Annotated in this window: 22 protein-coding genes; 14 read left to right on the top strand and 8 right to left on the bottom strand. The window is 62.9% G+C overall.

Annotation, left to right across the window (positions count from 1 at the left end; translation table 11 throughout):
* Positions 1-115 precede the first annotated feature (115 nt).
* The 4 genes from cmk to GSQ90_RS13245 all read left to right on the top strand — a co-directional run bounded on the left by cmk (position 116) and on the right by GSQ90_RS13245 (position 7,418).
* On the top strand, positions 116-751 hold the full coding sequence (cmk, locus tag GSQ90_RS13230) for a (d)CMP kinase (protein ID WP_158815304.1): 636 nt from the start codon (positions 116-118) through the stop codon (positions 749-751).
* On the top strand, positions 744-1,187 hold the full coding sequence (locus GSQ90_RS13235; protein ID WP_158815305.1) for a DUF1801 domain-containing protein: 444 nt from the start codon (positions 744-746) through the stop codon (positions 1,185-1,187). The genes cmk and GSQ90_RS13235 overlap by 8 nt, the downstream gene beginning before the upstream one ends.
* Positions 1,188-1,479: 292 nt before the next feature.
* On the top strand, positions 1,480-5,367 hold the full coding sequence (locus GSQ90_RS13240) for an SEL1-like repeat protein (RefSeq protein WP_158815306.1): 3,888 nt from the start codon (positions 1,480-1,482) through the stop codon (positions 5,365-5,367).
* 164 nt (positions 5,368-5,531) lie between these two features.
* Positions 5,532-7,418, top strand: a complete 1,887-nt coding sequence (locus GSQ90_RS13245) for a bifunctional 2',3'-cyclic-nucleotide 2'-phosphodiesterase/3'-nucleotidase (RefSeq protein WP_210254892.1) — start codon at positions 5,532-5,534, stop codon at positions 7,416-7,418.
* 4 nt (positions 7,419-7,422) lie between these two features.
* On the opposite strand, the gene GSQ90_RS13250 is transcribed toward GSQ90_RS13245, so the two are convergent.
* Together GSQ90_RS13250 and GSQ90_RS13255 are read right to left on the bottom strand one after the other, a co-directional pair.
* Entirely contained in the window at positions 7,423-8,538 is a 1,116-nt protein-coding gene (locus GSQ90_RS13250) for an AbrB family transcriptional regulator (protein ID WP_158815308.1), read from the bottom strand.
* 21 nt (positions 8,539-8,559) lie between these two features.
* On the bottom strand, positions 8,560-9,126 hold the full coding sequence (locus GSQ90_RS13255; RefSeq protein WP_158815309.1) for a hydrolase: 567 nt from the start codon (positions 9,124-9,126) through the stop codon (positions 8,560-8,562).
* A 105-nt stretch (positions 9,127-9,231) separates the two neighbouring features.
* Between GSQ90_RS13255 and GSQ90_RS13260 the strand changes: the two genes are divergently transcribed.
* Positions 9,232-9,852, top strand: a complete 621-nt coding sequence (locus GSQ90_RS13260) for a TetR/AcrR family transcriptional regulator (protein ID WP_158815310.1) — start codon at positions 9,232-9,234, stop codon at positions 9,850-9,852.
* Positions 9,853-9,898: 46 nt separating this feature from the next.
* Here GSQ90_RS13260 and GSQ90_RS13265 read toward each other — a convergent pair whose 3' ends face one another.
* The 6 genes from GSQ90_RS13265 to ychF all read right to left on the bottom strand — a co-directional run bounded on the left by GSQ90_RS13265 (position 9,899) and on the right by ychF (position 14,970).
* Positions 9,899-10,420, bottom strand: coding sequence for a GNAT family N-acetyltransferase (locus GSQ90_RS13265; RefSeq protein ID WP_246731585.1), 522 nt, complete (start codon positions 10,418-10,420; stop codon positions 9,899-9,901).
* 13 nt (positions 10,421-10,433) lie between these two features.
* The gene (locus GSQ90_RS13270; RefSeq protein WP_246731586.1) at positions 10,434-11,687 is read right to left on the bottom strand and encodes an alpha/beta hydrolase; all 1,254 of its coding nucleotides are present in this window, start codon (positions 11,685-11,687) and stop codon (positions 10,434-10,436) included.
* 256 nt (positions 11,688-11,943) lie between these two features.
* Complete coding sequence (locus GSQ90_RS13275; protein ID WP_158815311.1) at positions 11,944-12,720, bottom strand: DUF937 domain-containing protein; 777 nt, start codon at positions 12,718-12,720, stop codon at positions 11,944-11,946.
* 192 nt (positions 12,721-12,912) lie between these two features.
* Positions 12,913-13,389, bottom strand: coding sequence for a MaoC family dehydratase (locus GSQ90_RS13280; RefSeq protein ID WP_158815312.1), 477 nt, complete (start codon positions 13,387-13,389; stop codon positions 12,913-12,915).
* Entirely contained in the window at positions 13,386-13,853 is a 468-nt protein-coding gene (locus GSQ90_RS13285) for a MaoC family dehydratase (RefSeq protein WP_210254893.1), read from the bottom strand. Before GSQ90_RS13285 ends, GSQ90_RS13280 begins: the two co-directional genes overlap by 4 nt.
* Before the next feature lie 19 nt (positions 13,854-13,872).
* The gene (gene ychF / locus GSQ90_RS13290; RefSeq protein ID WP_158815313.1) at positions 13,873-14,970 is read right to left on the bottom strand and encodes a redox-regulated ATPase YchF; all 1,098 of its coding nucleotides are present in this window, start codon (positions 14,968-14,970) and stop codon (positions 13,873-13,875) included.
* 251 nt (positions 14,971-15,221) lie between these two features.
* On the opposite strand from ychF, the gene GSQ90_RS13295 reads away from it, so the two are divergent.
* The 9 genes from GSQ90_RS13295 to odhB all read left to right on the top strand — a co-directional run bounded on the left by GSQ90_RS13295 (position 15,222) and on the right by odhB (position 25,824).
* A complete protein-coding gene (locus tag GSQ90_RS13295) occupies positions 15,222-15,956 on the top strand; it encodes a 50S ribosomal protein L25/general stress protein Ctc (protein ID WP_158815314.1) in 735 nt (244 codons plus the stop codon).
* A gap of 76 nt (positions 15,957-16,032) precedes the next feature.
* Positions 16,033-16,632 (top strand): aminoacyl-tRNA hydrolase, encoded by a 600-nt coding sequence (pth, locus tag GSQ90_RS13300; protein ID WP_158815315.1) that lies wholly within the window; start codon positions 16,033-16,035, stop codon positions 16,630-16,632.
* An 89-nt stretch (positions 16,633-16,721) separates the two neighbouring features.
* The gene (locus tag GSQ90_RS13305; RefSeq protein ID WP_158815316.1) at positions 16,722-17,351 is read left to right on the top strand and encodes a 2,3-bisphosphoglycerate-dependent phosphoglycerate mutase; all 630 of its coding nucleotides are present in this window, start codon (positions 16,722-16,724) and stop codon (positions 17,349-17,351) included.
* Between the two features lie 8 nt (positions 17,352-17,359).
* Positions 17,360-17,983 (top strand): alpha-ketoglutarate-dependent dioxygenase AlkB, encoded by a 624-nt coding sequence (locus GSQ90_RS13310; protein WP_158815317.1) that lies wholly within the window; start codon positions 17,360-17,362, stop codon positions 17,981-17,983.
* A 379-nt stretch (positions 17,984-18,362) separates the two neighbouring features.
* On the top strand, positions 18,363-19,328 hold the full coding sequence (gene mdh, locus GSQ90_RS13315) for a malate dehydrogenase (RefSeq protein ID WP_158815318.1): 966 nt from the start codon (positions 18,363-18,365) through the stop codon (positions 19,326-19,328).
* Between the two features lie 58 nt (positions 19,329-19,386).
* On the top strand, positions 19,387-20,598 hold the full coding sequence (gene sucC, locus GSQ90_RS13320; RefSeq protein WP_158815319.1) for an ADP-forming succinate--CoA ligase subunit beta: 1,212 nt from the start codon (positions 19,387-19,389) through the stop codon (positions 20,596-20,598).
* Positions 20,598-21,485, top strand: coding sequence for a succinate--CoA ligase subunit alpha (gene sucD, locus GSQ90_RS13325; protein ID WP_158815320.1), 888 nt, complete (start codon positions 20,598-20,600; stop codon positions 21,483-21,485). Before sucC ends, sucD begins: the two co-directional genes overlap by 1 nt.
* Positions 21,486-21,530: 45 nt before the next feature.
* Entirely contained in the window at positions 21,531-24,497 is a 2,967-nt protein-coding gene (locus GSQ90_RS13330; RefSeq protein WP_158815321.1) for a 2-oxoglutarate dehydrogenase E1 component, read from the top strand.
* A gap of 76 nt (positions 24,498-24,573) precedes the next feature.
* Positions 24,574-25,824 carry a 2-oxoglutarate dehydrogenase complex dihydrolipoyllysine-residue succinyltransferase gene (gene odhB, locus GSQ90_RS13335; RefSeq protein WP_158815322.1) on the top strand — a complete coding sequence of 417 codons (1,251 nt, stop codon included), beginning with the start codon at positions 24,574-24,576 and terminating at the stop codon, positions 25,822-25,824.
* The last annotated feature ends 23 nt before the right edge of the window (positions 25,825-25,847 follow it).

A 25,847-nucleotide genomic window follows, 5' to 3' on the forward strand; every position in this document is an offset into this window, starting at 1 on the left:
GCGTTGCGCCGCTGCGCGTCGCCGATCCGGCCGTCTAATCAAGGGCTAAACCTTGCGCGTGACAGCGGCGCGACGAAGCCTTAAGAGCCCCATCGTTCGGCGGGGCCCTTCAAGCATGATCATCGCAATCGACGGACCGGCGGCCTCGGGCAAAGGCACGCTCGCGCGCCGGCTCGCCGGACGCTATGCTTTGCCTCATCTCGACACCGGGCTTCTCTATCGGGCGACGGCGGCTGCTCTTTTCGACCGGGGCCGGGATCTCAGCGACGTTGAAGCCGCGATCGCTGCGGCGCGGGGCCTCGCGCTGACCGATTTCGACGAGGCGCGGTTGCGCACCCGCGAGATGGGCGAGGCGGCCTCGGTCGTCGCCGCCCTGCCGGCGATGCGTGAGGCGTTGATCCAGGCGCAGCGCAATTTCGCCCAGCGCCCCGGCGGCGCGGTGCTCGACGGGCGTGACATAGGAACCGTCATCTGCCCGCAGGCGGACGTCAAAATTTTCGTCACCGCGAGCCCCGAGGTGCGGGCGCAGCGTCGCGCTCTCGAGCTCGCCGCGCGCGGCGAAAAGGTCGATTATGGCGCGATCCTCGCCGACATCGCCAAACGCGACGCCCGCGATTCGGGCCGCGCCGCCGCTCCGCTCAAGGCGGCGCCGGACGCGGCGCTTCTCGATACAAGCCGGCTTAGCGTGGATGCCGCTTTTGCTGAGGCGCTGCGGATCGTCGATGAACGGCAAGGGCGGCGGAATGCTTGAAAGAGCGTTCGAAAACGCCGAGGTCGAGGTGGTTTTCCATGCTTATCCCGGCGCCTTGAGGGAAAATTTGCTGTTCCTGCGCGAACTCATATTCGAGACGGCTTTGGCGACCGAAGGCGTCGGCGAACTCGAGGAGGTGCTCAAATGGGGACAGCCTAGCTACGTCACCGCTCAAACGGGAAGCGGCAGCACCATTCGCATCGACCAGGTAAAGTCAACGCCGGCGCGATATGCGATGTATTTTCATTGCCAGACCAACCTGATCGCAACCTTCCGTGAATTCTATCCCAAGGAATTCAGATTCGGCGGCAATAGAAGCATCTTGTTCGATTGCGGGGATCAGATTTCCGATCAGGCTTTGCGCCATTGCGTGGCGTTGGCGTTGACCTATCATCTCAAAAAGAGCGCAAAACCGCCGGCAGTGAAGTCAATCTGACGGCCGAGCCGGCGAAGTGACGGAAATTGGAAAAAAGCTCGCCAAGCCGGGTTCAGATCAAAATGGTTCGTTTGCGGCCGGGCGCGATCCGGCCTAGCCATCTCATTCAAGCAATCTAAGGTTGTCATTGACTTGCAATACAACCGCTCGACGAAGCGATTGATCATCGCCCGGCGCGAATCAAGGGCGTCATTAACGATTTCTTCACCACGCGCGCCGAAACATGCGGGCTGCGGCGCCAAATCGGGCCGGTGGCGCTTCGCTTGTAAAAATCCCGGTTACGGTTGCAAAAATGAACAGAGCCGCTGCTTGGAGCGTCAGAGGAGTCGGCCGTGAAACGCGCGACGCCGCGCAGGAAGCGGCGCGCCGCGCTGGTATGAGCTTGGGCGAATGGCTCGATGAAGTCATCGCCGATCAGGCCGCCGACCAGGGCGTCGATCCCGGTGATTTCGACGAAGACGAGAAGCTCGACGCCATCGGCGACCGATTGTCTGGCTTGTCCAGCCGCGATGAAGCGCGCGCCGGCCGCTTGCGCCGCGACGGGGCGGATGAGCGCGATGACTTTCGTCTGCGCGTTCGCGCCCGCCCGGCGCCGCTCGATGAATCGGGGCGCGCCGACGAATTGCTCGACGCCGCGATCAGTAGATTTGAGAGCCGCGCGGCGAAAAGCGACGCACGCACCGCACGCGCTTTGGATTCCGTCGCAAGCCTAATGGAGCGGAGCCAGGATGGCCGGCGCGACGAGCGCGAGACTTTGAAAGCTGTCGTCGGCCGTCTCGAAAGTCTCGAAGAGCGAATCGTCAGGCAGCAGACGGAGCGCGACGCATTGGTGAAGCGACCGGCCGTCCAGGCGGAACCGCGCGTCGACCGTGCGCGCGATCTCGACGAGCGCATGAGCGAATTGTCGCAGCGAATCGGAACGTCCGACAAGGGCCGCGGCGCGCCTCGCGCCCGTCCACGCATCGACATCGACGACGCGGTCTCGCAGATCGCACGCCGTCGCCAGGAACTGGACGCCCGCAGCGCTGGCGGCGCGCCAGAGCCCCCAAAGCGCGGCTGGCGCAATTTCGGCATCGAAGCGCCGGCGGCCAAAGGCGGCGCCGACGAAAACGCCATTAGAGAGAACGGAGCGCAGGAAAGAGCGGCGCAAGACTTGAGCGCGGCCGGCTCCCTGCAAATCGAGATCAGAAAACTGAGTCAGCGCCTTGACGAATTGCGGCGCGAGCAAAGCGAAAAGCGCGAGGCGCCTGCCGCCAATATTGAAGCCCTGCGGGCCGAGCTGGCCGCGATGTCGCGCAGTCTCGCCGATCTTGCGCCGAGAAATGCGGTCGTGGCGCTTGAAGGCGCGATCCGCGATCTCAGCCAGCGTGTCGCCGTGTCCCGCGAGAATGGCGCGCGCGACAATTTGCTAGCGCCCGTCGAGGGGCTCGTCGCTGGACTGCGCGAATCTTTGCGCACCCACGATCCTCGCGAGGCCGTTGCGGCGCTGCAACGTGAGATTGGCTCTATCGGCGCCAAGGTCGACGGTATCGCGGATGCGAGCATTGACCCCCGGGCCTTCGAGCGCATCCGTCAACAAGTCGAAGAGACGCGCACTCTTTTAAGCGCCCTCGCGCAGCGGCCTATGCCGGTGGATCGCCTTGAAAGACAGATTGGCGAACTTGCCGATCGCGTGGACCGCATGTCGACGAGCCTGACGCCGCAACACGAATCAGCCGAGGTTGTCGCCTCGCTCGCTGAAGCGCGCGCGCAGGTCGAGCGTTCGACCCCGGCCTCAGCCCTGAACTCGATCGAACGGCGGCTTGAGCAGATCGCCTCCAGAATGGATCAGGCGCTCGAACGCCCGTCTGCCGCCCCCGCATTCAATCCGGGCGCGCTTGAAGATCTGTCGCGACGCATCGATGGCGTGCGCCAAAGCATCGAGACCCACTATGCATCGCCGCCCAGCGCGCCGCTCGATACGAGTTTGCTCGAGAGGGCGATGCGCGAAATCAGCGCCAAGCTCGACAGGCCGATCGCGGCGGCAATCGATCCAAATGCCTTCGAGAGCATGATACAAGATCTTGGCGCGCGCATCGATCGACGCGCCAGCCCGGTCATCGACACGGCTCCCCTGGAGCAGGTTCTGCGCAAGCTGGGCGAGCGGCCTGCGGCGCTCGACACAAGGCCTCTGGAAGGCCTGATGCGCGAGATCAGCGCCAAGCTGGACAGACCAACTCCGGCCGCCATCGACGCCGGCGCCTTCGAGAGCATGATCCACGATCTTGGCGCGCGCATCGATCGGCGACCGGATCCGGTCATTGACACCGGCCTTCTCGAGCAGACGCTGCGCTCGCTTCACGACAAGATCGATCGCGGCCCTTCCTCGCAACAGGCGGTCGATCGGATCGATCAAGCGGTTGAGGCGCTGTCCGCCCAGATTGCCTCGAAGGGGGGCGCCTCCGATACTGGCGCGCTCGAACGCATGGTCGCCGAATTGCTTGCTCAGCTCGACGAGACCCGGCGGGCCTTGCGCGACGCCTCTTCGGCGCCGTCCGCCAACGCGGTGGGCGCCGATGACGCCTTTATCCGCGGCCTCGCTGATTTGCGCGCTGAACAGAGCAATTCCGATCGCCGGATTCAAACGACCCTCGGCGGTGTGCATGACATGCTGGAGACGCTTGTCGACCGCATTGGGCAGATCGAGGAGGATGTTGCGCGGGGCGGTCAGGCGCCGCAGGGTTCTTCAAATGCGCCGCCTCCCGCCGCGAGCTACGGCGCCGCCAGTCCGGCCCCCGCCAGCGCCGCGCTGAATGCGATGGATGCAACGATCCGCGAGGCGCCAGTCTTTGCGCCTGCGAGGCCGACGTCGGAACCGCGCGCCGACAAAGGCCCGGATCCACGCGCGCCGCAATTACCCCCGGCAACGCCGATGCGCTCGATCGATGGGTCGGAATTTCTGATTGAACCAGGGTCCGGGGCGCCGCTGCGCGCGTTCGAAAATGACGCCATCGCCAACGCCAATCCTAAAAGCGCGGTCAATGCGCATATCGCGGCGGCGCGGCGCGCGGCGCAGGCGGCGCTTGCCGAGACGGCGAGCAATGTCGCCAAAGGCGGCGCCAGGCCTTCGCCCGACTCCGCTGGCGCCGTCGGCGGTATTGAACAAGCGAAGACTTTTTTTGCCGCCCGCCGTCGACCGATTCTTCTGGGCGTCGCCTTGGTCGCCCTGCTGACGATCGCCTTCGTTGAGCTTGGCGTAATGCGCCAGCCCAGCACGCAAAAATCCGAGACTGAATCAATTGCGACGCCCAAGCTGGCCAGCGCGGAACCTTCCAAAGACGCAAGCGCGCCCGCATCGCCGGCCAAGATCGACGCGCGCGCGCTTGATACGACGCCCGTTGGATCCATAAGCGCAGCCCCGGCGGCCAGCGGCCCAACGGCAAAGTTCCTGTCGCCTGCCCCTGCCGACCTCGTGGCCTCAATCCCGGCCGCAGCGCCGCAAGCTTTGCACGACGCGGCCGCCGCCGGAGATCCGGCCGCGCAGTTCGAGCTTGCCTCCCGCCTCGCCGATGGGCGCAACATGACGCGCGACCCGCGTGCGGCCTTCCTATGGTTCGACAGGGCGGCGGCGCAGGGTCTCGCACCGGCGCAATACCGGCTGGGCTCCCTCTACGAAAAAGGCACAGGCGTCGGGCGCGACGCGCCGCTCGCCATGGCCTGGTATAAAAAAGCCGCTGAGGCGGGCAATGCGCGCGCCATGCACAATCTTGCGGTGCTCATCGCCGAGGGGGGCGGCAGCATCAAACCCGATTATTCCGAGGCGGCGAACTGGTTCCAGAAAGCGGCGCAACTGGGCGTCAAGGACAGCCAATATAATCTGGCGATCCTCTATGCGCGCGGAATGGGGCTCGCTCAGGATATCAACCAATCCTGGCTCTGGTTCTCTCTGGCGGCCCAGCAGGGCGATCTCGACGCGGCCAAGAAACGCGATGAAGTAGCCGCCAAGATGGACGCCAAGGCGCTCGCCGCTGACGCGGTCGCGCTGGCCAATTTCCATACGACGCCGCCCAACCCTGCGGCCAATGACGTTCCCGTTCCTCCCGGAGGCTGGGACCTCGGCAAGATAGGAGCGCCGCCCACGCCGCCGCAGGCGACCAATTCCGCGTCTCACGCGTCTCACGCGGCCGCCACGCCATTGTGACGAGACGCGGCCTCAACCGGCGCGCCTCGGCCGGATGGGGGCTGGGCGGAGGCAATTGACCAAACCGCGCCATTCGCCTCGACATATTTACAGGCGCCCCCTATGAAATGCCGCTGCGACGCCCGGGCGGTTTGATTTGCGCGGCCCGCAAAATCGAGGATGACATGCCGCCCTCTCCGGCCGCCGCCACGCCGCGCTTGCAGCTTCGCCTGATGGGCACCAGCGATCTTCACGCCAATATTTTCGCCTATGATTATTACCGCGACCGGCCCGACGACCGGGTTGGTCTCGCGCGGACCGCGGGCCTCATCGCTACGGCGCGCGCGGAAGCGGAAAATTCGCTCCTGCTCGACAATGGCGACATCATCCAAGGCACGCCGCTGGGCGATTATGTCGCGCTATCCAAAGGCCTGAAAAAGGGCGACATTCATCCGATGATCGCCGCCATGAATGTGCTTGGCTATGCCGCCTGCACGCTTGGCAATCATGAGTTCAACTACGGGCTTGATTTCCTCGACGTCGCTCTGGCGGGCGCGAACTTCCCAGCCGTCTGTTGCAACATATTCAAGCAGGACGGAACGTTCTACGTTCAACCCTGGCTCGTGCTCGAACGCGCCTTCCGCGATGAGTCGGGCGTCGAACAAAAGCTGCGCGTCGGAATCATCGGCTTCACGCCGCCGCAAATCATGCAGTGGGATCAGAGCCATCTTGCCGGCCGCGTGACGACGACGGGTATTGCTGAAGCCGCGCGGCTCTACGTGCCGCAGCTCCGCGCGCGTGCGGATATTGTCGTCGCGCTGTGCCATTCCGGCATATCGCGCAAAAGCCCGCCTCAGCCCGGCGAAGAAAATGCCGCGCTCGCGCTCGCGCGGGTTCCCGGCGTCGACGCGATTTTCTTGGGCCACCAGCACCTGCTGCTGCCCGGCGCGGATTTTGCCGGCATCGAGGGCGTCGATGTCGCGGCGGGCGCGCTCTATGGCGTTCCCGCCTTCATGCCGGGCTTCTGGGGCAGCCACCTCGGCCTCATCGATCTTACTCTCGAGCGGCAGGATTCAGGCTGGCGCGTCGTCGCCGCCAAGGTCGAGGCGCGTCCTATCTACGCGCGCGATGACCGCGCCGTAACGCCACTGGCCGTCGCCGACCCGAAAGTGCTCGCCGCCGCGCAGCAGGCCCATGACGAGACGCTCGCCTATGTGCGCTCGCCGGTGGGCGACATCGCTTCGCCGATCCAATCGTTCTTCGCGCTCGTCGCCGACGATCCTTCCGTCCAGATCGTCAATTCGGCGCAAAGCTGGTACATCCGGCGCCTCGCAGCGACCATGCCGGCGCTGAAGGGTCTCGCTATTCTTTCGGCGGCGGCGCCGTTCAAATCGGGCGGACGCGGCGGCCCGGACTATTATACGGACGTTAAAGCGGGCGCGATCGCGATCAAGGATGTCGCGGACATCTATCTTTATCCCAACACCATGCGCGCGGTGAAGGTCGACGGCGCGACGTTGCGCGAATGGCTGGAGCGCTCGGCCGGAATCTTCCGGCGCATCGATCCGGCCTCGGTCGTCGAGCAGCCTTTGATCGATCCCACCTTCGCTTCCTATAATTTCGACGTGATTGACGGCGTGACTTACGCGATCGACGTGACGCAGCCCTCTCGCTACGATTTCGAAGGCGCGCTGGTCGCGCCGCAAGCCCATCGGATCGTCGATCTCAATTTCGAGGGCAAGCCGATCGATGAGGCTCAGCTTTTCATCGTCGTCACCAACAATTACCGCGCCAGCGGCGGCGGCAATTTCCCCGGCTGCGACGGATCGACCGTCGTGCTTGAGGCGCCTGACGCCAATCGCGAAGCGCTGGTGCGCTATATCGTCGAGACCCGGCATGTCGAGCCCAAGGCCGACGGCAACTGGCGCTTTGCGCCCTGGCCGAAGAATGTCGTGGCGACATTCGAGACCTCGCCCGCCGCGGCCGCCGCCGCCGCGCCTGCCGGCGTCAAGCTCACGCCGATGGGCGCCGCGCCTGGCGGCTTCGTCAAATATCGCGTCGAGCTGGCCTGAGAGGTCATTTTCCGCTTTCCCGGCCTCCGGCGATTTTAGCGGCGGTCCGATCCGCGATGAGACGCGCCAGACGCGGTCCGATGAGAAGGATGACGACAAAACGGGCCGTCTGCAGCGCCATGACGAAGGAGATGTCGACTTTGCTCGATGCGGCGATGATCGCGATCGAATCCATCCCGCCGGGACTTGTCGCGAGATAGGCGGTCAGGGGGTCGATGCCCAGCGTTTTCACAAGAAGGAGGGCGAGGCCGCAGCAAAAGGCGATCAGCGCGAGGATGGAGAGAACGATTTGCGGCAGTGCGCGCGAGGCATGGCGAAGGATGCGCCGGGTGAAGCCGAGGCCGATATTCCAGCCGATCAACGCATAGCTTATCGCGAGCAGCCATGGCGGCAGTTCGATCTGGACAAGCCCCGAAATATGCAACGCGGCGCCGGCCGCCATCGGCAGGAGGAGTGCGCCGGCGGGAATGCGCAGGGCCTGCCCGAGAAAGACGCCGACCACGGCGATGGCGAAGGTCTCCAGGAAGGGCAGCCAATCGATCGGCGGAAACCAGGCGATTGTGGGAGCGGCCGCCCCGGAAACGTTTATCCAGAGCCGCGCGATCGCCGAAGCGGCGATCGCGACGAACACCACACGCAGATATTGCATGAGGGCGACGAGTTGCGCATCCGCGCCATAGGCTTCGGCCATCAACATCATCGCGGTGGCCGCGCCTGGCGATGAGCCCCAGACCGCCGTCGTTCCCGGCAACACGCGCCATCGGCTCATCAACCAGCCCAGCACGCTGCTCGCGGCGATGACGACGAGCACAATCCCGAAAAACAGCGGCCACTGCTTGAGGAAAGCCTGAATGATCTGCGGCGAGATGACGCTGGCGATCAGGCAGCCGACGATTCCCTGCGCGCCGAGATAGGGCGTCCGCGGCACTCGGATCGCTCCGCCGTTCACGCCGAGCACGATGCCGGCGATCATCGGACCCAGCAAGCGCGCAGCGGGAATGCCGGCTATCTCCAGGAGAACGGACAACGTGACGGATAGGGCGACGAGGAGGCTCCAGAGCGCGACGATCGGAAGCCGCGTCAGCAGCCCTGCCGTGGAAGCGTCAGGCTGTGCGCTCATAAGGCATGGTCCAGGTTAGGCTCACTGAAGCGAAAGCGTGGCCGACGAAGCGACCCTGCCGATGCGGGGAATAATTTTTTCGATCGAGAAAGCATGCATTTCCGCTGACAGGCTTGCTACGGCGTCTTCCACGAGGACGAGATCATAACCGTGTTCCCACGCTTGTCGCGCGGTCGATTCCACGCCGAAGTTCGTCGCAATGCCGCCAAGGACAATCGTCCTCACGCCACGACGTCGCAATTGGAGATCCAGTTCCGTTCCATGGAAAGCGCCCGATTGTCGCTTGACGATGAGGATGTCGCCGGGACCGGCGAGGCCTTCGGCTAGATCGCTCCATCCCGCGGGCAAGCCGTCGGCTGGGCGCGGCATTGACTGGTCGACCAGCCGGCGCAGGGCGTCAGCAGAATCAGGCGACCAGTCGACCCGCACCAGAACAACGAGGGCGCCCGCAGCTCGAAAACGGCGGGCGAGCTCACTCCCTCCGGCGAGAACCTCCGCCCCGGTACGAGGCGCGAGCGGCACGCCGACAATCCCATTCTGAAGATCAATGAGCACAAGAGCGGTGGTTTGCGGATTGAGCGTGATCACCGGGGATGCTTTTCAGAGTCGATCGTCCCGCCCCCCTGCGTCGCGGGTGCGTTATCCGGCCAGGACTGTTATATGAGGATAGATTCGTAAAACGGATATATGAGGATGCCCTCACAAAAGTCAAGCGCCCCTTCGATCGCCCGCGAGCCTCAGCGTGACCGCGGCAGGCTGAGAGTCGCGACGCTGATCGAGGCGGCGGCCGCCGTATTTGCCGAGAAAGGCTTCGACGGCGCGACAATGACCGAGATCGCCGCGCGCGCGGCGACCGCGATTGGTTCGCTCTACCAATTTTTCCCGAATAAGGAGGTCTTGGCGGATGCGGTGCTCGCTCGCCACGGCGAATTGCTCGACGCATCGCTTGGCGAAATCGAAGCGCGCGTGAAGAGCCTTTCTGCAGTCGCTTTGGCCGATGCGCTTTTCGATCTCATGCTTGAACGCAAGGCCGAGCGGGCCGCCGCCATCGTCTTGTTAGACGCGCGAGACGACGCGGCGATTCAGCGCGCAGAACTGCGCGAGCGGATGCGTCGGGGCATCGCGGGCCTTTTGCGCGCGGCCGCGCCCCGGCTTTCCGCCGATCAGGCCAGGACCATGGCGATCGCCCTGTTGCAGACGCTCAAAGGGGTTTCGGCGCTGTCGCGTGAACTGGAGGGAGAAAAGCGATCCGCCGCATTGGCCGAATTGCGCGACATGGTCCGGCTCTATGTCTCGAACAAGCTTGGCGGTTGACGCCTGACGGCGGTGCGCTAATCGCGAATCCATTGGATTTAGGACGTCACCTCGCGATTCGGGAATTGTCCGCCGCCCGCATTTGCGCCCATTCAGGGCGCAGGATCGACATGACCAGTTCGTCGCGATTGACGCCGTTAAAGTATGCGCTGCCCCGTGATACACCCTCCACCTGGAAGCCGCTGTTCTCATAGACGCGGCGCGCGCGCGCGTTTTCAGGAAACAGCCCGAGCGAAAGCCGATAGGCGCTTGTCTGGGCGAACACGGCGTCCATCACCGCGCGCAGCAAAGGCTTGCCGAGCCCCTGGCCAGGCCGCACGACAGCGAAGCGTTTGATATGCGTGACCCGTTCGGGCGCCCCCCAATCGCGTAGGATCGTAAAGCCGATAGCCTCGCCGCCGAGCTTGCCGATGAAATAGGCGAAGCGCGCGTCGCCGAGCGCGGCGCGATGCCAAACCTCGTCCGAGCGCCCGAGCAGAAGCTCATAACCTTCGATGCGCTCTGTGGCCATGATGAAGGGGATATCGGCGGCGGTCGGGCGGATGAGTTGCACAGACGCAGCGGTCAATGTCGCGTCCCTCTCACTGCGCCAACGTGTCAGCCGGCAATTGAATGGCTCTTCCGGCCGTGGCGCCGAGAGAAGCCGCCTGATCCTTAAGTGTTTCGCGCGTACCTGAATCGAAAATAGATACCGGCGCAGAGACCGCCAACACGGCCGCTTTCCCGACAGTGTCGGTTGCGCCCTCAACAACGCCGCCGAGGCGCTCGCCCAATGTTTGTTTGGAATCATTGAGCCTTTGCCCAGAGGCGAGCCGCAGCCCGATCGCCTTGACAACCTCGCTTTGGGAAAACTTGCCATGATTCAAGGGATCGTCCGAACTCAGAGCGGTCAGATCGACCACGTCGACATGCGCCTTTGCAAGCATTGAGCGATAGGGCTCGGCGCCCGGGTCCACCGCGCCAAGGCGCGGTTCGCCGCCGGCGAACTTTCGCGACAGATCGAGCGCGTGGTCGTCCTGCGAAACGAACAGCGTGATGGGGACGCTCCGGGCCGAGGCTTCGATTTCGGCGACATCGCGGCGGAAGACGTCCACGTCGATGTCGGGCGCCGCGAGCATGATGTCCTTAATTTTGGGAGAGAGGGCGCGATTGCGGATCGCCATCTGCCGTATCGCCTCGATCGCGACGAAATTGCCCATCGAATGGGCGAGGATCGAGATCGATGCGACATTCGCGTCCTTCACCATCCCCTGCAACACCGCTTCGAGCGCATCGCGCGAATAGGTGGCGCTCTCGCGGTCATAGGCGTAGTCGAACAGTTTTCCGCGCGACGGCCACGTGAAGAGAACGGGCACGACGGGCGCGCCCGCGTCGTGCGCGATCTGCGCGAAGCGATAGACCGCCTCCTCGAAGCGCGTATTGTAGCCATGCACGAACAGCAGCACATGGCGCGTCGGACTCGCGTGCAGGCGATTGTCGAACGCAGCAGTCGCCTGTTTGAGATCGAGCCGGTCGGCGCGCAGCGTGACGAAGTCATGTGCGGCATCGCCAGGGATCGTGGACGGCCATTGCACTTCGCCGATTTTTCTGGCCGCGTCCGGCGGAATCGAAATGGCGATGTCGGCGAACGAGAGGCCATGTCCACGCTCTCCGCCGAACATGACGCCGGCAGGCGCGGCGTCATCGGAGCGCGTCGTCGCGACCAGCATATCGACCGAGCTTGCCCCCGGCGCGCTGGCGGACACCGCGATCAGATTCCCGCTCGGCCGGCTCGCGCAGCCCATCAGCGTGAAGACAACGATCGCCGCCGCCGCGAGTGGAAAGGCCTTGGTCAAAACATCTCCGTAAGCCACCGGCGAAAGTTAGTGCGGCGCACATCGTAGAGCAATGACGCAAAAATAGAACGCCTTGGCGGCGCTGCGAAGCGTTAAATAAGGACCGCCAGGCGAGAACGCCACTTCAGATCGCGCGCCAAACCGCAGCCTTCGCTAGTACGAAGGCTGCCTTTTCTGGGCGAATGCAAAGCATTCGCCGCTCGGGTTTTGCGGAAGAGAGGATGCCGTGTCGGCGCACGTTCCGCTGGAATCGGGTTCAACCGGCGGCCAGCGCCTCGCGTCCCATCGCGTAATGGATCGTGATGGGCGCTTGGGCGGCGGGCTTGGCGTCCTTCTTCATGGCGACGAACCAGTAGATCGCTGCGAGTATGATCAGCACGATGACAACGATCGCCCACATGGGAAAGCCACTCGAAGCTCCGGCGGCGCGCGCCTGGGTGACGGCGGCGCCAGCCGCGCTCGACGCCATAGCCGCCCCTGCGGCGCCCAGCCCCTGCAAAAGGCCTGAGGAGCTAAGCGACTTTACCAGATCAGCGGGCATCGCCGCCGATATCGCGCTTTTCTGGCTCGCGAGCAGGTTGCCGATGGCGCCGCCATCTGACCATGTCGATGGGTCCTGCTGGCCAAGCGCGCCAATCAGCGCGTGAGTGACTGCGCCAATCGCCAATTGGGCGTTCGCCGGCGTGGCGCCCGAATGCTGGCTGAGCGCGGCGGCAAGGCTCGAGAGCCCGCTCCCACCGATCAGGGCGCTGAGCTTGCCCGCGCCGTCAGTCAATAACTGGCTTTGACCCGATCCGAGCGCACTCGTCAGTTTCGTCGTCAAATCAGGGTCGGCGTTAGAGACGGCGTCGGCGATTTTCTGAGCGCCGCCAGGCGACGACGCGGCGCTAGCCAGTGACGCGACGACAGAGGGCACGGCGCCTCCGACAAGCTCCTCCGCCGTCGTTTGATCGAGGCCGGTCATGCCAGCGATCTGGCTGATCATTTGCGGCGTGACAGATTGAGAAACGAGACCGATGAGATCGACAGCCATTTTGAACTCCTGTCAATGAAAGCGGAGACGCCGATGTCTCTCCTAATCGATAGATTGATGAAAATATGTGACGCCGGCGCAAATGCGCGCCGCCTGCATCTAACGACGCAGGGGGACTCTAAACGAACAATGCGACAATCGCAGCTGGAAAATATCGACGCTCGCGACCGATGATTCGCCCGCGCGGCCGGTTCACGCCGCCCGCCGCTCCCAAAGCACGATGCTTGTATAGGCGAACACCTCCGCCCCATGCTGATTGAGGCCTGTATGGCGGCTCGTCACCAGACCCCATTGCGGGCGCTTCGTTTCACGCATGGTCTCGACGCGGCTCGAATAGGCCACCGTGTCGCCGGCGCGCACGGGGGCTGGCCAACGCATATCGCGAAAGCCCGGCGACACCCCGAGCTTGGGCAATTGTTGGCCCAAAGCCGCATGACTCGCGCGCGCGCGATCGCGCCAATCGATCAGAAGTCGCATGCACACGCTGGCTGTATGCCAGCCCGATGCGATCAGCGAGCCGTACATCGACGCCTTGCCGCCTTCCTCGCTCAAATGAAAGGGCTGCGGATCATAGAGCACGGCAAAGGCGATGATCCCTTCGCGCGTGAATGTATGAGCGCCCAGCGTGCTGACGTCGCCAATTCTTATGTCGTCATAGAACAGGCTCATGCCGCCGCCTCTTCGCCTACCGGGCGGCGTTTGAACAGGATGACGTTCTTCTGCGTCATGGTGACTTCGCCGAGCTGGTTGAGAACTTCGAACGAAAAATCGACGATGCCAAGTTTCGGCTTCGACGCGGAAGGGCGCGCGCTGACCGTCGTGCGCCGCACGGAGAGCCTGTCGCCAGGGCGAACGGGTTTGAGCCAATTCACTTCGGCGATGCCCGGCGATCCCTCGCCCGCCGAGCGATTGAGGAAATAGTCGCAGCTCATGCGCATCAACATGCCTGCTGTATGCCAGCCGGACGCGATAAGTCCGCCGGCCATCGTCTCGCGTCCGGCGGCGTCATCGAGATGAAACGGCTGCGGGTCGAACTGCTCGGCAAAGGCGACAATCCGTGCGGCGGAGACTTCCATGTCGCCATATTGGACGATTTCGCCGGGCGGAAAATCCTCGAAATACAGCAGGTCCATCGTTTGTCTCCTGGCCTGGTCAGTTAGCGAATCTAAAATGCAACACATCGCCGTCGGCGACGATATAATCTTTGCCCTCCAGCCGGAACTTGCCGGCTTCGCGCGCGCCCGATTCTCCTCTGCCGCTGACATAATCATCATAGGCGATAGTTTCCGAGCGGATGAAGCCTTTCTCGAAATCGGTGTGGATGACGCCCGCCGCCCGCGGCGCCCTGGAGCCCTTTTCGACTGTCCACGCACGGGCCTCTTTAGGGCCCACGGTGAAGAAGGTCACGAGATGCAGGAGCGCATAGCCCGCGCGGATCACGCGGTTGAGGCCGGGTTCGGCAAGTCCGACCGCGTCGAGATAATCCTTCTGGTCCGCCTGCGGCAGTACGGCGATTTCACTCTCGATCTTGGCCGAGACGACCACCGCCACCGCGCCCTCCTTGGCCGCCTGCTCGCGCACCTTATCGGAAAAGGCGTTGCCTTTATCCGCGCAGGCTTCCTCGACATTGCAGACATAAAGCACCGGCTTGGAGGAGAGCAAGCCGAGCGATTGAAACAGGCTCCGCTCTTCGGGGCCGACGCCCGCCAGCCGCGCGGGGCGGCCCTCGCGCAACTCGGCGAGGCAACGCTGGACGAGCGCGAGCGTCTCTTTGGCTTCCTTGTCGGCGCCCTTGGCCTTTTTCTCGAACTGCACGACACGCCGCTCAAGGCTGTCGAGATCGGCGAGCATCAGCTCGGTCTCGATCGTCTCGATGTCGGAGAGCGGATCGATGCGGCCCTCGACATGGGTGATGTCGCCGTCCTCGAAACAGCGCACGACATGGGCGATGGCGTCGCATTCCCTGATATTGGCGAGGAACTGATTGCCTAAGCCCTCGCCTTTCGAAGCGCCGCGCACGAGACCGGCGATATCGACGAAGGTGAGTCGTGTCGGGATAATCTCCTTCGAGCCCGCGATTTCGGCGAGGGTCGCCAGCCGCGCATCCGGCACCGCGACATCGCCGACATTGGGCTCAATGGTGCAGAAGGGATAATTGGCCGCCTGCGCCGCCGCCGTCTGCGTCAGCGCATTGAAAAGCGTCGACTTGCCCACATTGGGAAGGCCAACAATGCCGCATTTGAAGCCCATAGCCGGGTGCTCTTGAAGGTTGTGCCGCGTTCAGGCCGCGCTATGCGGGGCGGCGGCGAAAAAGGCAAGGGGAGGGCGCGCGAGCCGCCGCCGCGCCCGTCATCATGGCCGATTGGCCGTGCTGTCCTACATAAGTCCGGCTCAGCCAAAACTTGCGCCCCAGCGTCTCGCCCTCTATAAGCCGCAGCCTCGCGCCCAATCCGACACCCCTGGAGGCAGGGCGCGGTCAACTCTAAAAAGGAATGTTCGACATGGCAGCGACGAAGCAACTCGCGGCCGTGGCGCGCAACGGGATCGGCAAGGGGGCCGCCCGTTCTGTTCGCCGCGAAGGCCGCGTACCCGGTGTAATCTATGGCGGCGGCGAGGCGCCCGAGCCGATCTCGGTCGACTATAAGGACCTCAACAAACTAGTCTATGCCGGCCATTTTCTGACGACGATTTTCGAACTTGACCTCGCGGGCCGCAAGGAGCGTGTTCTGCCGCGCGACTATCAGCTTGACGTCGTCAGCGACAGGCCGCTGCATGTCGATTTTCTGCGGCTCAAGGCCGGTTCGCGCGTGCGTATCCAGACGCCCGTCCATGTCATCAATCAGGATCAGTCGCCCGGCATAAAGAAGGGCGGCGCCGTCAATCTGGTGCTGCATTCGCTTGAGCTTTGGGCGCCGGCGGATGCGATTCCCGATTCCGTCACGATCAGTCTGGCTGGTCTCGATTTTCACGATTCGGTGCATATTTCGACGGTCAAGCTCCCCGAGGGTTGCAAGCCGGTCAACACCAAGACCGACCTGACGGTCGTCACGATCGTGCCGCCGACCGTTTACCAGGACGATACGCCGGCGCCGGTCGCCGCCGTCACCTCGGGTGCGCCCGCAGCGGGAGCCGCCGCGCCTGCCGCTGGCGCTGCGCCTGCCAAGGGCGCCGCCGCTGCTGCGCCCGCTAAGGGAGCCGCGGCCGCGCCGGCCAAGGCGCCCGCCGCCAAGAAATAAGGGCGGCTTTAACTCGCCCTTCCTTTCAAGGCCCGTCCGCCCTCAAGCGGGCGGGCCTTTTCTCTAAAGGCCGCCCATGCTGCTTATCGCAGGCCTCGGCAATCCCGGCGCGCGCTACGCCCGTAACCGTCATAATATCGGCTTCATGGCGATCGAGGCGATCGCCGCCGAGCATCGCATCGGCCCGTTCAGAGCACGCTTTCAAGGCGCGGTCGCCGAAGGGTTGATCGGCTCGGAGCGCGTTGCGCTGCTCGCGCCGCAGACCTTCATGAATGAATCGGGCCGCAGCGTCGGCGAAGCCATGCGCTTTCACAAAATCGGCCTCGATGCGGTCGTCATCTTGCATGACGAACTCGATCTCGCGCCCGCCAAGGTTCGTGTGAAGGTCGGCGGCGGCAATGCCGGCCACAATGGCTTGCGCTCGATCAGCGCCCATATCGGCAATGATTACAAACGCGTTCGTCTCGGCATCGGCCATCCCGGCGACAAGGCGCTCGTCTATCAATTCGTCCTGAGCGATTTCGGCAAGGCCGAGATGGCCTGGGTCGGCGCTGTTTGCGATTCCGTGGCGCGTTTCGCGCCATTGCTCGCCCAGGGGCAGGATGCGAGCTTCCAGAACAAGGTCCATCTCGCCGTCGACGCGGTAGGTTTTGGCGACAAGAAGGACGAGGCCTGACGGTCGGATCGTTTTGAACAGCGCTGCTTGGCGCCGCCCACGGTTCGTGCTTTTTACCCGCTTGCCTCACGCCTCAACCGGATGATCCCATGCCGACCGCAGACCGCCTCCTCGTTCTCGTGCGCCACGGCCAGAGCGACTGGAACCTCAAGAACCTGTTCACAGGATGGAAGGATCCCGATCTTTCTCCCAAGGGCGTCGAGGAGGCGACAGCGGCGGGGCAAAGGCTGAAAGCGCAAGGACTCTCGTTCGATCTCGCCTTCACTTCGGCGCTCATCCGCGCGCAAAATACGCTGAAACTCGTGCTCGGCGAGCTTGGTCAGCCGAATCTTGCGACCACCGCCGATCAGGCTCTGAACGAGCGCGATTACGGCGATCTGTCCGGCCTCAACAAGGACGATGCGCGCAAACGCTGGGGGGAGGAACAGGTGCACATCTGGCGGCGTAGCTATGACGTCGCGCCGCCAGCGGGCGAGAGCCTCAAGGACACGGTCGCGCGCGTGCTGCCCTATTATTGCCAGCACATCCTGCCGCCCGTGCTGGATGGCCGACGCGTTCTCGTCGCCGCTCATGGCAACAGCCTGCGCGCGTTGGTGATGGTGCTCGACCGGTTGACGCCGAAGACGATTCCCTCGATGGAGCTCGATACCGGCGTGCCGCTGGTCTATCGGCTGAAAGCCGATTCGACGGTGGAATCGAAAGTCGTGCTCGGGGCGTGAAGGAAGCCGTGCCCGCTTCCATCGAGATTGTTCCGGGCATCGCTCATTATCCCGGTTATCTCGATCGGGCCGCTCAGGAGGCCTTGCGCGACGCGTTGCGGGAAATCGTGCGCGCCGCCCCTTTGTTTCAGCCGCGCACGCCACGCACCGGCAAGGCGTTTTCGGTGCGCATGACCAATTGTGGACCGCTGGGTTGGGTTTCCGACGTCGCCGGCTATCGCTATCAGCCCCATCATCCCGACACCGGCGCGCCTTGGCCCGATATGCCGGAGATCGTCGTGCAGGCCTGGGCGGAATTGGCGGCTGACGCACCGCGGCCGGAGGCGTGTCTTGTCAATTTCTACGACCAGGGCGCGCGCATGGGGCTACATCAAGATCGCGACGAGCAGGATCTGTCCGCGCCTGTGCTCTCGTTGTCGCTCGGCGATTCCTGCCTCTTTCGGGTTGGCGGAATCCAGCGCGCCGCGCCGACGCGCTCGTTCCGTCTGCAATCAGGCGACGCGCTGACGTTGGCCGGCCCCGCGCGCCTTGCTTTTCACGGCGTCGATCGGATCATGCCAGGCACATCGACGCTTCTGACGCCAGGCGGGAGAATCAATCTGACGCTGCGGCGGGTGACGCGGATTGGCTAAGACGTCGGCGGTCTCCGGGAGGCAAAAAAACATCGTGGCATAAACGCCCAAAGCCTACCCCTGACGGCATTTAGCCGCCCGGGTTCGACAAAAAGCCGGCCTATCGACGTTCCGCATAGCCATTACAAATGACAAAATATGTCACTATAAAGATCAATTTTATGTGCTGCTGGGGAGTGTATGATTTGCGCATTGATGATCTAACCGGCTGATATTAGGTTGAACTCTCGAATGACGAAGCAAGCTCCAGGGCGAAAGCGCCGGCTTCTTGATCGAAAGTCCGACTTGAACTCGTCGCATTGTTGAAGTGAAAGCTGGAACAGAACCTGGCGAATTCCGTGGGCGGGATGGCCGCCCCAAAACAAGGATTTTGAGGCTCATGGCGCGTAAGAAGATTGCTTTGATCGGGGCGGGACAGATCGGCGGCACGCTGGCCCATTTGGCGGCGCTGAAGGAATTGGGCGACATCGTTCTGTTCGATATCGTCGATGGCGTTCCTCAAGGCAAGGCGCTCGACCTTGCCGAATCCGCGCCGGTCGACGGCTTCAACGCGAAGATTTCGGGCGCCAGTTCCTATGCCGATATCGCGGGCGCCGATGTCGTCATTGTCACCGCCGGCGTGCCGCGCAAGCCCGGCATGAGCCGCGACGATCTGCTCGGCATCAATCTCAAGGTTATGGATTCGGTTGGCGCCGGCCTTAAGGCCCATGCGCCCGACGCTTTCGTCATCTGCATCACCAATCCGCTCGACGCCATGGTCTGGGCGCTGCAGAAGGCGTCCGGCCTGCCCGCCAAGAAGGTTGTCGGCATGGCCGGCGTGCTCGATTCCTCGCGCTTCCGCCATTTCCTCGCCGACGAATTCAAAGTTTCGGTTGAGGATGTCACCGCTTTCGTGCTCGGCGGCCATGGCGACGACATGGTGCCATCCGTCCGCTATTCGACAGTGGCCGGCATTCCGCTGCCCGATCTCATCAAAATGGGCTGGACCACGCAGGAGCGGCTTGACGCGATGGTCGAGCGCACCCGCAAAGGCGGCGGCGAAATCGTCAATCTGCTTAAGACCGGCTCGGCCTTCTATGCGCCCGCCGCCTCCGCCATCGCTATGGCCGAGTCCTATCTCAAGGATCAGCGCCGCGTCCTGCCCTGCGCGGCGCAATTGTCCGGCCAATACGGCGTCAAAGATATGTATGTTGGCGTTCCCGTCGTGATCGGCGCCGGCGGCGTCGAGCGCATTGTCGAAATCGCTCTCGACGATGCGGAAAAGGCGATGTTCGCCAAATCGGTCGCCTCGGTGAAGACGCTGGTCGACGCCTGCAAAACGATCAACCCGGCTTTTGCCGTCTAAACGCCGGCAGCCCAAGGCAAAGCCGGCGACGTAAATCCTTCCCACCCGAGCGCTTCTCATGAACATCCATGAATATCAGGCCAAAGCGGTCTTGCGCGAGTTTGGCGCGCCGCTCTCCAAGGGTAAGCCAGCCTTCACCCCTGACGAGGCGGTCGCCGCCGCCAATGAGCTTGGCGGCTCGCTCTGGGTGGTCAAGAGCCAGATTCATGCGGGCGGGCGCGGCAAGGGTCGCTTTAAGGAAGCCTCGGCGGGCGAAAAAGGCGGCGTGCGCCTCGCTCGTTCGATCGACGAGGTCAAGAGCTTCGCCAAGGAAATGCTCGGCGCGACGCTGGTGACGGTGCAAACCGGTCCGGCGGGCAAACAGGTCAATCGCCTCTATATCGAAGAAGGCGCCGCGATCGATAAGGAGTTCTATCTCTCAGCCTTGGTCGACCGGGTCACGGCGCGCGTCGCCTTCGTGCTGTCTACCGAAGGCGGCGTCAATATCGAGGACGTCGCGCATCACACGCCGGAGAAGATACATTCCTTCTCGATCGATCCGGCGACCGGCGCGATGCCCCATCACGGGCGTGCGGCGGCGCGGGCTCTGGGCCTGACCGGTGATCTCGCCAAACAGACGGAAAAGCTGATCGCGCAGCTCTATGGCGCCTTCATCGCCAAGGACATGGCGATGTTGGAAATCAATCCGCTGATCGTCACGGCGCAGGGCCAGCTCAAGGTGCTCGACGCCAAGGTCTCGTTCGACGACAATTCGCTCTACCGTCATCCCGACATCGTCGCGCTGCGCGATGAAAGCGAGGAGGACGCCAAGGAGATCGAGGCGTCCAAGCACGAACTCAATTACATCACGCTCGACGGTTCGATCGGCTGCATGGTTAATGGCGCCGGCCTCGCCATGGCGACGATGGACATCATCAAGCTCTACGGCGAAAGCCCCGCGAACTTTCTCGACGTCGGCGGCGGCGCCTCCAAGGATCGTGTGACGGCGGCGTTCAAGATCATCACCGCCGATCCGCATGTGAAGGGCATTCTGATCAATATTTTCGGCGGCATCATGAAATGCGACGTGATCGCCGAAGGCGTGATCGCGGCGGTCAAGGAAGTCGGCCTGCAAGTCCCGTTGGTCGTGCGGCTGGAGGGCACCAATGTCGAGCTCGGCAAGAAGATCATCCGCGAATCCGGACTGAACGTCATCTCGGCTGATGATCTCGACGACGCTGCGCAGAAGATTGTGAAAGCGGTTCAGGCCGCTCGTAAGGGAGCGGCCTGATGTCCGTTTTGATCGACAAGAACACTCGCGTCCTTACGCAAGGCTTCACCGGCAAGAATGGCACGTTCCATTCCGAACAGGCGCTTGCCTATGGCACGAAAGTCGTCGGCGGCACGTCGCCAGGCAAAGGCGGCTCGACGCATCTTGGCCTGCCGGTTTTCGACACCGTCGCCGAAGCGCGGGAGAAAACGGGCGCCGACGCTTCTGTTATTTATGTGCCCCCGCCCGGCGCGGCGGACGCAATCTGCGAGGCGATATCGGCCGAAATCCCGCTAATCGTTTGCATCACCGAGGGTATTCCGGTCCTTGACATGGTGAAGGTCAAGCGCGCCCTGCAGGGATCGAAATCGATCCTCGTTGGCCCCAATTGTCCCGGCGTCATGACGGCGGGCGAATGCAAGATCGGCATCATGCCCGGTAATATTTTCAAGCGCGGCAATGTCGGCATTGTCTCGCGCTCGGGCACGCTTACCTATGAAGCAGTGTTTCAGACGACTCAGGAAGGCCTCGGGCAGACGACGGCGGTAGGCATCGGGGGCGATCCCGTCAAGGGTATGGAATTCATCGATGCGCTGGCGCTGTTTCTCGCCGATCCCGAGACAAAGTCGATTGTCATGATCGGCGAAATCGGCGGCCAGGCGGAAGAAGACGCCGCGCAATTCCTGAAGGATGAGGCAAAACGCGGCCGCGCCAAACCAATCGTCGGCTTCATCGCCGGGCGCACGGCCCCTCCGGGACGCCGGATGGGTCATGCCGGCGCCATAATTTCGGGCGGTAAGGGCGGCGCCGAAGATAAGATCGCGGCGATGGAAAGCGCCGGCATTCGCGTTTCCCCCTCGCCGGCGCGGTTGGGCAAAACGCTCGTCGATTTGTTGAACGGCAAATGATCGGGCGGCCGACAAGGCCGCGACGAAGGATCGGATAATTCTGCGATGACCAGGCAAGATTTCAATCAGGCGTTGTTGCAAACCTCGTTCCTCTATGGCGCTAATTCGGCCTATATCGAGGAACTCCAGGCCAAATACGAAAAGGATCCGGCCTCGGTCGAGCCAGACTGGCGCGACTTTTTCGCGGCCCTTGGCGACGATCCCGCCAGCGTCGAAAAGACAGCGCAAGGCGCGTCATGGAAAAAGGCCAACTGGCCGCTGACGCCCAAGGGCGATCTCATTTCCGCGCTCGACGGCGACTGGCCGGCGGCCGAAAAGATTATTGGCGAGAAGTTGCGCGCCAAAGCGCCGTCGACGGCCGGCGAAGACGCTCTGTCTGAGGCCGACCTGCAGCGCGCCACGCGCGAGAGCGTGCGCGCGCTGATGATGATCCGCGCCTTCCGCATGCGCGGTCATTTGCACGCCAACCTCGATCCGCTCGGCCTTGAGGCGCAAAAGGATCACGAGGAGTTGCATCCTTCGAACTATGGCTTTGCCGAAGCCGACTATGGCCGCAAGATTTTCATCGACAATGTGCTGGGGCTCGAATACGCGACGATCCCGGAAATGCTTGCCATTCTGCGCCGCACTTATTGCGGGACGATTGGCTATGAGTTCATGCACATTTCCGATCCCGCCGAGAAGGCCTGGATGCAGGAGCGCATCGAGGGGCCGGACAAGGAGATTACCTTCACCAGGGAAGGCAAGCGCGCCATCCTTAACAAGCTCGTCGAAGCGGAAGGTTTCGAGAAATTCTTTGACATAAAATATACCGGCGCCAAGCGTTTCGGCCTCGACGGCGCCGAGGCGATGATTCCCGCGCTCGAGCAGATCATCAAGCGCGGCGGTGCGCTGGGCCTCAAGGAAATCGCTTTTGGCATGGCCCATCGCGGGCGTCTCAATGTGCTCAGCCAGGTGATGGGCAAGCCTCACCGCGTAATCTTCCACGAATTCAAGGGCGGATCGGCTTCCCCCGACGAAGTCGACGGCTCAGGCGACGTCAAATATCATCTGGGCGCCTCGTCGGATCGCGAGTTCGACGGCAACAAGGTGCATTTGTCGCTGACGGCCAATCCGTCGCATCTCGAAATCGTCGATCCCGTCGTGCTCGGCAAAGTGCGCGCCAAGCAGGACCAACTCAACGATTACATCGAGCGCGTGAAAGTCCTGCCCTTGCTGATCCATGGCGACGCGGCTTTCGCGGGTCAGGGCGTCGTCGCCGAATGTTTTGGCCTCTCGGGCCTGCGCGGCCACCGTACCGGCGGCTCGGTCCATTTCATTGTCAACAATCAGATCGGCTTCACCACCTATCCCCGCTATTCTAGATCCTCGCCCTATCCTTCCGATGTCGCCAAACTCGTCGAGGCGCCGATTTTCCACGTCAACGGCGACGATCCCGAAGCGGTCGTCCATTGCGCCAAAATCGCGATCGAATACCGGCAGAAATTCCATAAGCCTGTCGTCATCGACATGTTCTGCTATCGGCGCTTTGGCCATAATGAAGGCGACGAGCCGGGCTTCACGCAACCACTGATGTATCGGATCATCCGCTCACATCCGACGACTCTCGAGATATACGCGAAAAAGCTGATTGGCGAAGGGCTCGTCACCGAAGGCGAAGTCGACAAATTGCGCGGCGATTGGCGCCATCGGCTGGAGGCGGAACTTGAAGCCGGTCAGGGCTACAAGGCCAATAAGGCCGATTGGCTCGACGGGCGCTGGGCCGGCCTCAAGGCGGCGCAGGACATGATCGACGACGACCGGCGCGGTCTTACCGGCGTCGACATCGAGAAGATCAAGCAGATCGCGGTGCGCATCACGACGACGCCGGCGGGCTTCAGCGTCCACAAGACGATCCAGCGCTTTCTCGACAATCGCCGTCAAGCGATCGAGACGGGCGAGGGCCTCGATTGGGCGACGGGCGAGGCGCTCGCCTTCGGCTGTCTGCTTGACGAGGGCTATCCCGTCCGCCTGTCGGGCCAGGACAGCGAGCGTGGCACATTCTCGCAGCGCCATTCCGTCCTGATCGATCAGCAGACGGAAGCGCGCTACATCCCGCTCAATCATATTCGCGACGGTCAGGGCCGCTTCGAAGTCATCAATTCGATGCTTTCGGAAGAAGCCGTGCTCGGCTTCGAATATGGATATTCGCTGGCCGAGCCGAAGGCTTTGACTCTGTGGGAAGCGCAGTTCGGCGACTTCGCCAATGGCGCGCAAGTCGTCTTCGATCAGTTCATCTCGTCGGGCGAGCGCAAATGGTTGCGCATGTCCGGCCTCGTCTGTCTGCTGCCGCATGGTTATGAAGGGCAGGGCCCCGAGCATTCCTCGGCTAGACTTGAGCGCTTTCTGCAAATGTGCGCCGAGGACAATATGCAGGTGGTCAATTGTACGACGCCCGCCAATTATTTTCATGTGCTGCGCCGGCAGTTGAAGCGCGAAATCCGCAAACCGCTGATTGTGATGACGCCCAAATCGCTGCTGCGCCATAAACGCGCGGTGTCGATGACGAGCGAAATCGCCGCCGGCACGTCGTTCCATCGTCTGCTTTGGGATGGCGCGGAATCGCATAAGGGCGAGAAGATCAAGCTCGCCAAAGACGAGAAAATCCGGCGCGTCGTGCTGTGCTCCGGTAAGGTTTATTACGACCTCTATGAGGATCGCGAGAAGCGCGGCGTCGACGATGTCTATCTTCTGCGCGTCGAGCAAATCTATCCCTTCCCATTGAAAGCCCTGGTCAAGGAATTGTCGCGCTTCAAAAAGGCCGAGATTGTCTGGTGCCAGGAAGAGCCCAAGAACATGGGCTCGTGGAGTTTCGTCGAGCCCTATCTCGAATGGGTGTTGGGACAGGTCGGCGGCAAATCGAAACGCGCGCGCTATGCTGGACGTCCCGCTTCCGCCGCGACAGCGACCGGCCTCATGTCCAAGCATCTGGCGCAGCTGAAGGCCTTCCTCGACGAATGTTTCGCTGAGTGAGGATTTTCCAGGAACGAACTGCCTTGTCGGCGATCTAACCTTCCAACAGGAGCCGCTTGGCGGCTAAAGTGATGAAATGGCGACTGAAATCCGCGTTCCGACCCTTGGCGAATCGATCACCGAGGCGACCGTCGGCAAATGGTTCAAAAAGGCCGGCGATGCGATCAAGGCCGATGAACCGCTCGTCGAACTCGAGACGGATAAGGTGACGCTGGAGGTCAATGCGCCGGCATCGGGCGTCCTCTCCGAAATTGCCGTGCCGACCGGCGAGACGGTCGCAGTCGGCGCTTTGCTTGGTATGGTCGGAGCGTCGGGCGCCGCCCCGGCGCCGAAGCCCGCTGCGGCTGCGCCCAAGGACGTCAATGGCGTTGCGCCCAAGGATGTGAACGGCGTCGCGCCCAAAGCGCCAGCGCCTGTCGCGACGGCGATGCCGCCCGCGCCCTCCGCCGCCAAAATCGCCGCCGAACAAGGCGTCGATCTTAGCGCGGTCGCCGGCAGCGGTAAACGCGGGCAAGTCCTCAAAGGCGATGTGCTCGCCGCGCTCGCCAGTTCCGCGCCGGCCGTCCCCATAGCGGCGCCAGCGGCTCCCGCACCTATCGCGGCGCGTGCGTCGATTCCCGACGACGCCGCGCGCGAAGAGCGCGTGCGCTTGACCAAATTGCGACAGACCATCGCTCGTCGCCTCAAGGAGGCGCAGAACAACGCCGCCATGTTGACGACCTTCAACGAGGTCGACATGAGCGAAGTGATGGCCTTGCGCGCAAAATACAAAGAGGTCTTCGAGAAGAAGCACGGCGCCAAGCTCGGCTTCATGGGCTTCTTCGTGAAGGCCTGCGTCCAGGCGCTCAAGGACGTCCCCGCCGTCAATGCGGAGATCGACGGCGCCGATCTTGTGTTCAAGAATTATTATCACCTCGGCATTGCAGTTGGCACGGACAAAGGACTCGTCGTGCCGGTCGTTCGCGACGCCGACCGCCTCGGCATAGCGGGAATCGAAAAGGCGATTGCCGACTTCGGCAAGCGCGCACGCGACGGCCAGCTCAAGATCGACGAATTGCAAGGCGGCACTTTCACGATCACCAATGGCGGCATCTATGGCTCGTTGATGTCGACGCCGATCCTGAACGCGCCGCAGTCGGGCATCCTAGGCATGCATAAAATTCAAGAGCGGCCCATGGTCGTCAATGGCAAGATCGAGGCGCGGCCGATGATGTATCTCGCGCTGTCTTACGATCACCGGGTCGTTGACGGCAAGGAGGCTGTGACCTTCCTGGTTCGCGTCAAGGAAGCGCTCGAAGACCCCGCTCGGCTCGTGTTAGACTTATAGAGCGCCGTCGCAATGGCGTCCGA

Source organism: Methylocapsa sp. S129 (assembly GCF_009765995.1).
GTDB lineage: Bacteria > Pseudomonadota > Alphaproteobacteria > Rhizobiales > Beijerinckiaceae > Roseiarcus.

Excerpts from the sequence above, each read along its gene's own strand:
- cmk (WP_158815304.1), top strand. The coding sequence starts at position 116 with ATGATCATCGCAATCGACGGACCGGCGGCCTCGGGCAAAGGCACGCTC.
- GSQ90_RS13235 (WP_158815305.1), top strand. The coding sequence starts at position 744 with ATGCTTGAAAGAGCGTTCGAAAACGCCGAGGTCGAGGTGGTTTTCCAT.
- GSQ90_RS13240 (WP_158815306.1), top strand. The coding sequence starts at position 1,480 with ATGAACAGAGCCGCTGCTTGGAGCGTCAGAGGAGTCGGCCGTGAAACG.
- GSQ90_RS13245 (WP_210254892.1), top strand. The coding sequence starts at position 5,532 with ATGCCGCCCTCTCCGGCCGCCGCCACGCCGCGCTTGCAGCTTCGCCTG.
- GSQ90_RS13250 (WP_158815308.1), bottom strand. The coding sequence starts at position 8,538 with ATGAGCGCACAGCCTGACGCTTCCACGGCAGGGCTGCTGACGCGGCTT.
- GSQ90_RS13260 (WP_158815310.1), top strand. The coding sequence starts at position 9,232 with ATGCCCTCACAAAAGTCAAGCGCCCCTTCGATCGCCCGCGAGCCTCAG.
- GSQ90_RS13275 (WP_158815311.1), bottom strand. The coding sequence starts at position 12,720 with ATGGCTGTCGATCTCATCGGTCTCGTTTCTCAATCTGTCACGCCGCAA.
- GSQ90_RS13280 (WP_158815312.1), bottom strand. The coding sequence starts at position 13,389 with ATGAGCCTGTTCTATGACGACATAAGAATTGGCGACGTCAGCACGCTG.
- GSQ90_RS13285 (WP_210254893.1), bottom strand. The coding sequence starts at position 13,853 with ATGGACCTGCTGTATTTCGAGGATTTTCCGCCCGGCGAAATCGTCCAA.
- ychF (WP_158815313.1), bottom strand. The coding sequence starts at position 14,970 with ATGGGCTTCAAATGCGGCATTGTTGGCCTTCCCAATGTGGGCAAGTCG.
- GSQ90_RS13295 (WP_158815314.1), top strand. The coding sequence starts at position 15,222 with ATGGCAGCGACGAAGCAACTCGCGGCCGTGGCGCGCAACGGGATCGGC.
- pth (WP_158815315.1), top strand. The coding sequence starts at position 16,033 with ATGCTGCTTATCGCAGGCCTCGGCAATCCCGGCGCGCGCTACGCCCGT.
- GSQ90_RS13305 (WP_158815316.1), top strand. The coding sequence starts at position 16,722 with ATGCCGACCGCAGACCGCCTCCTCGTTCTCGTGCGCCACGGCCAGAGC.
- mdh (WP_158815318.1), top strand. The coding sequence starts at position 18,363 with ATGGCGCGTAAGAAGATTGCTTTGATCGGGGCGGGACAGATCGGCGGC.
- sucC (WP_158815319.1), top strand. The coding sequence starts at position 19,387 with ATGAACATCCATGAATATCAGGCCAAAGCGGTCTTGCGCGAGTTTGGC.
- sucD (WP_158815320.1), top strand. The coding sequence starts at position 20,598 with ATGTCCGTTTTGATCGACAAGAACACTCGCGTCCTTACGCAAGGCTTC.
- GSQ90_RS13330 (WP_158815321.1), top strand. The coding sequence starts at position 21,531 with ATGACCAGGCAAGATTTCAATCAGGCGTTGTTGCAAACCTCGTTCCTC.
- odhB (WP_158815322.1), top strand. The coding sequence starts at position 24,574 with ATGGCGACTGAAATCCGCGTTCCGACCCTTGGCGAATCGATCACCGAG.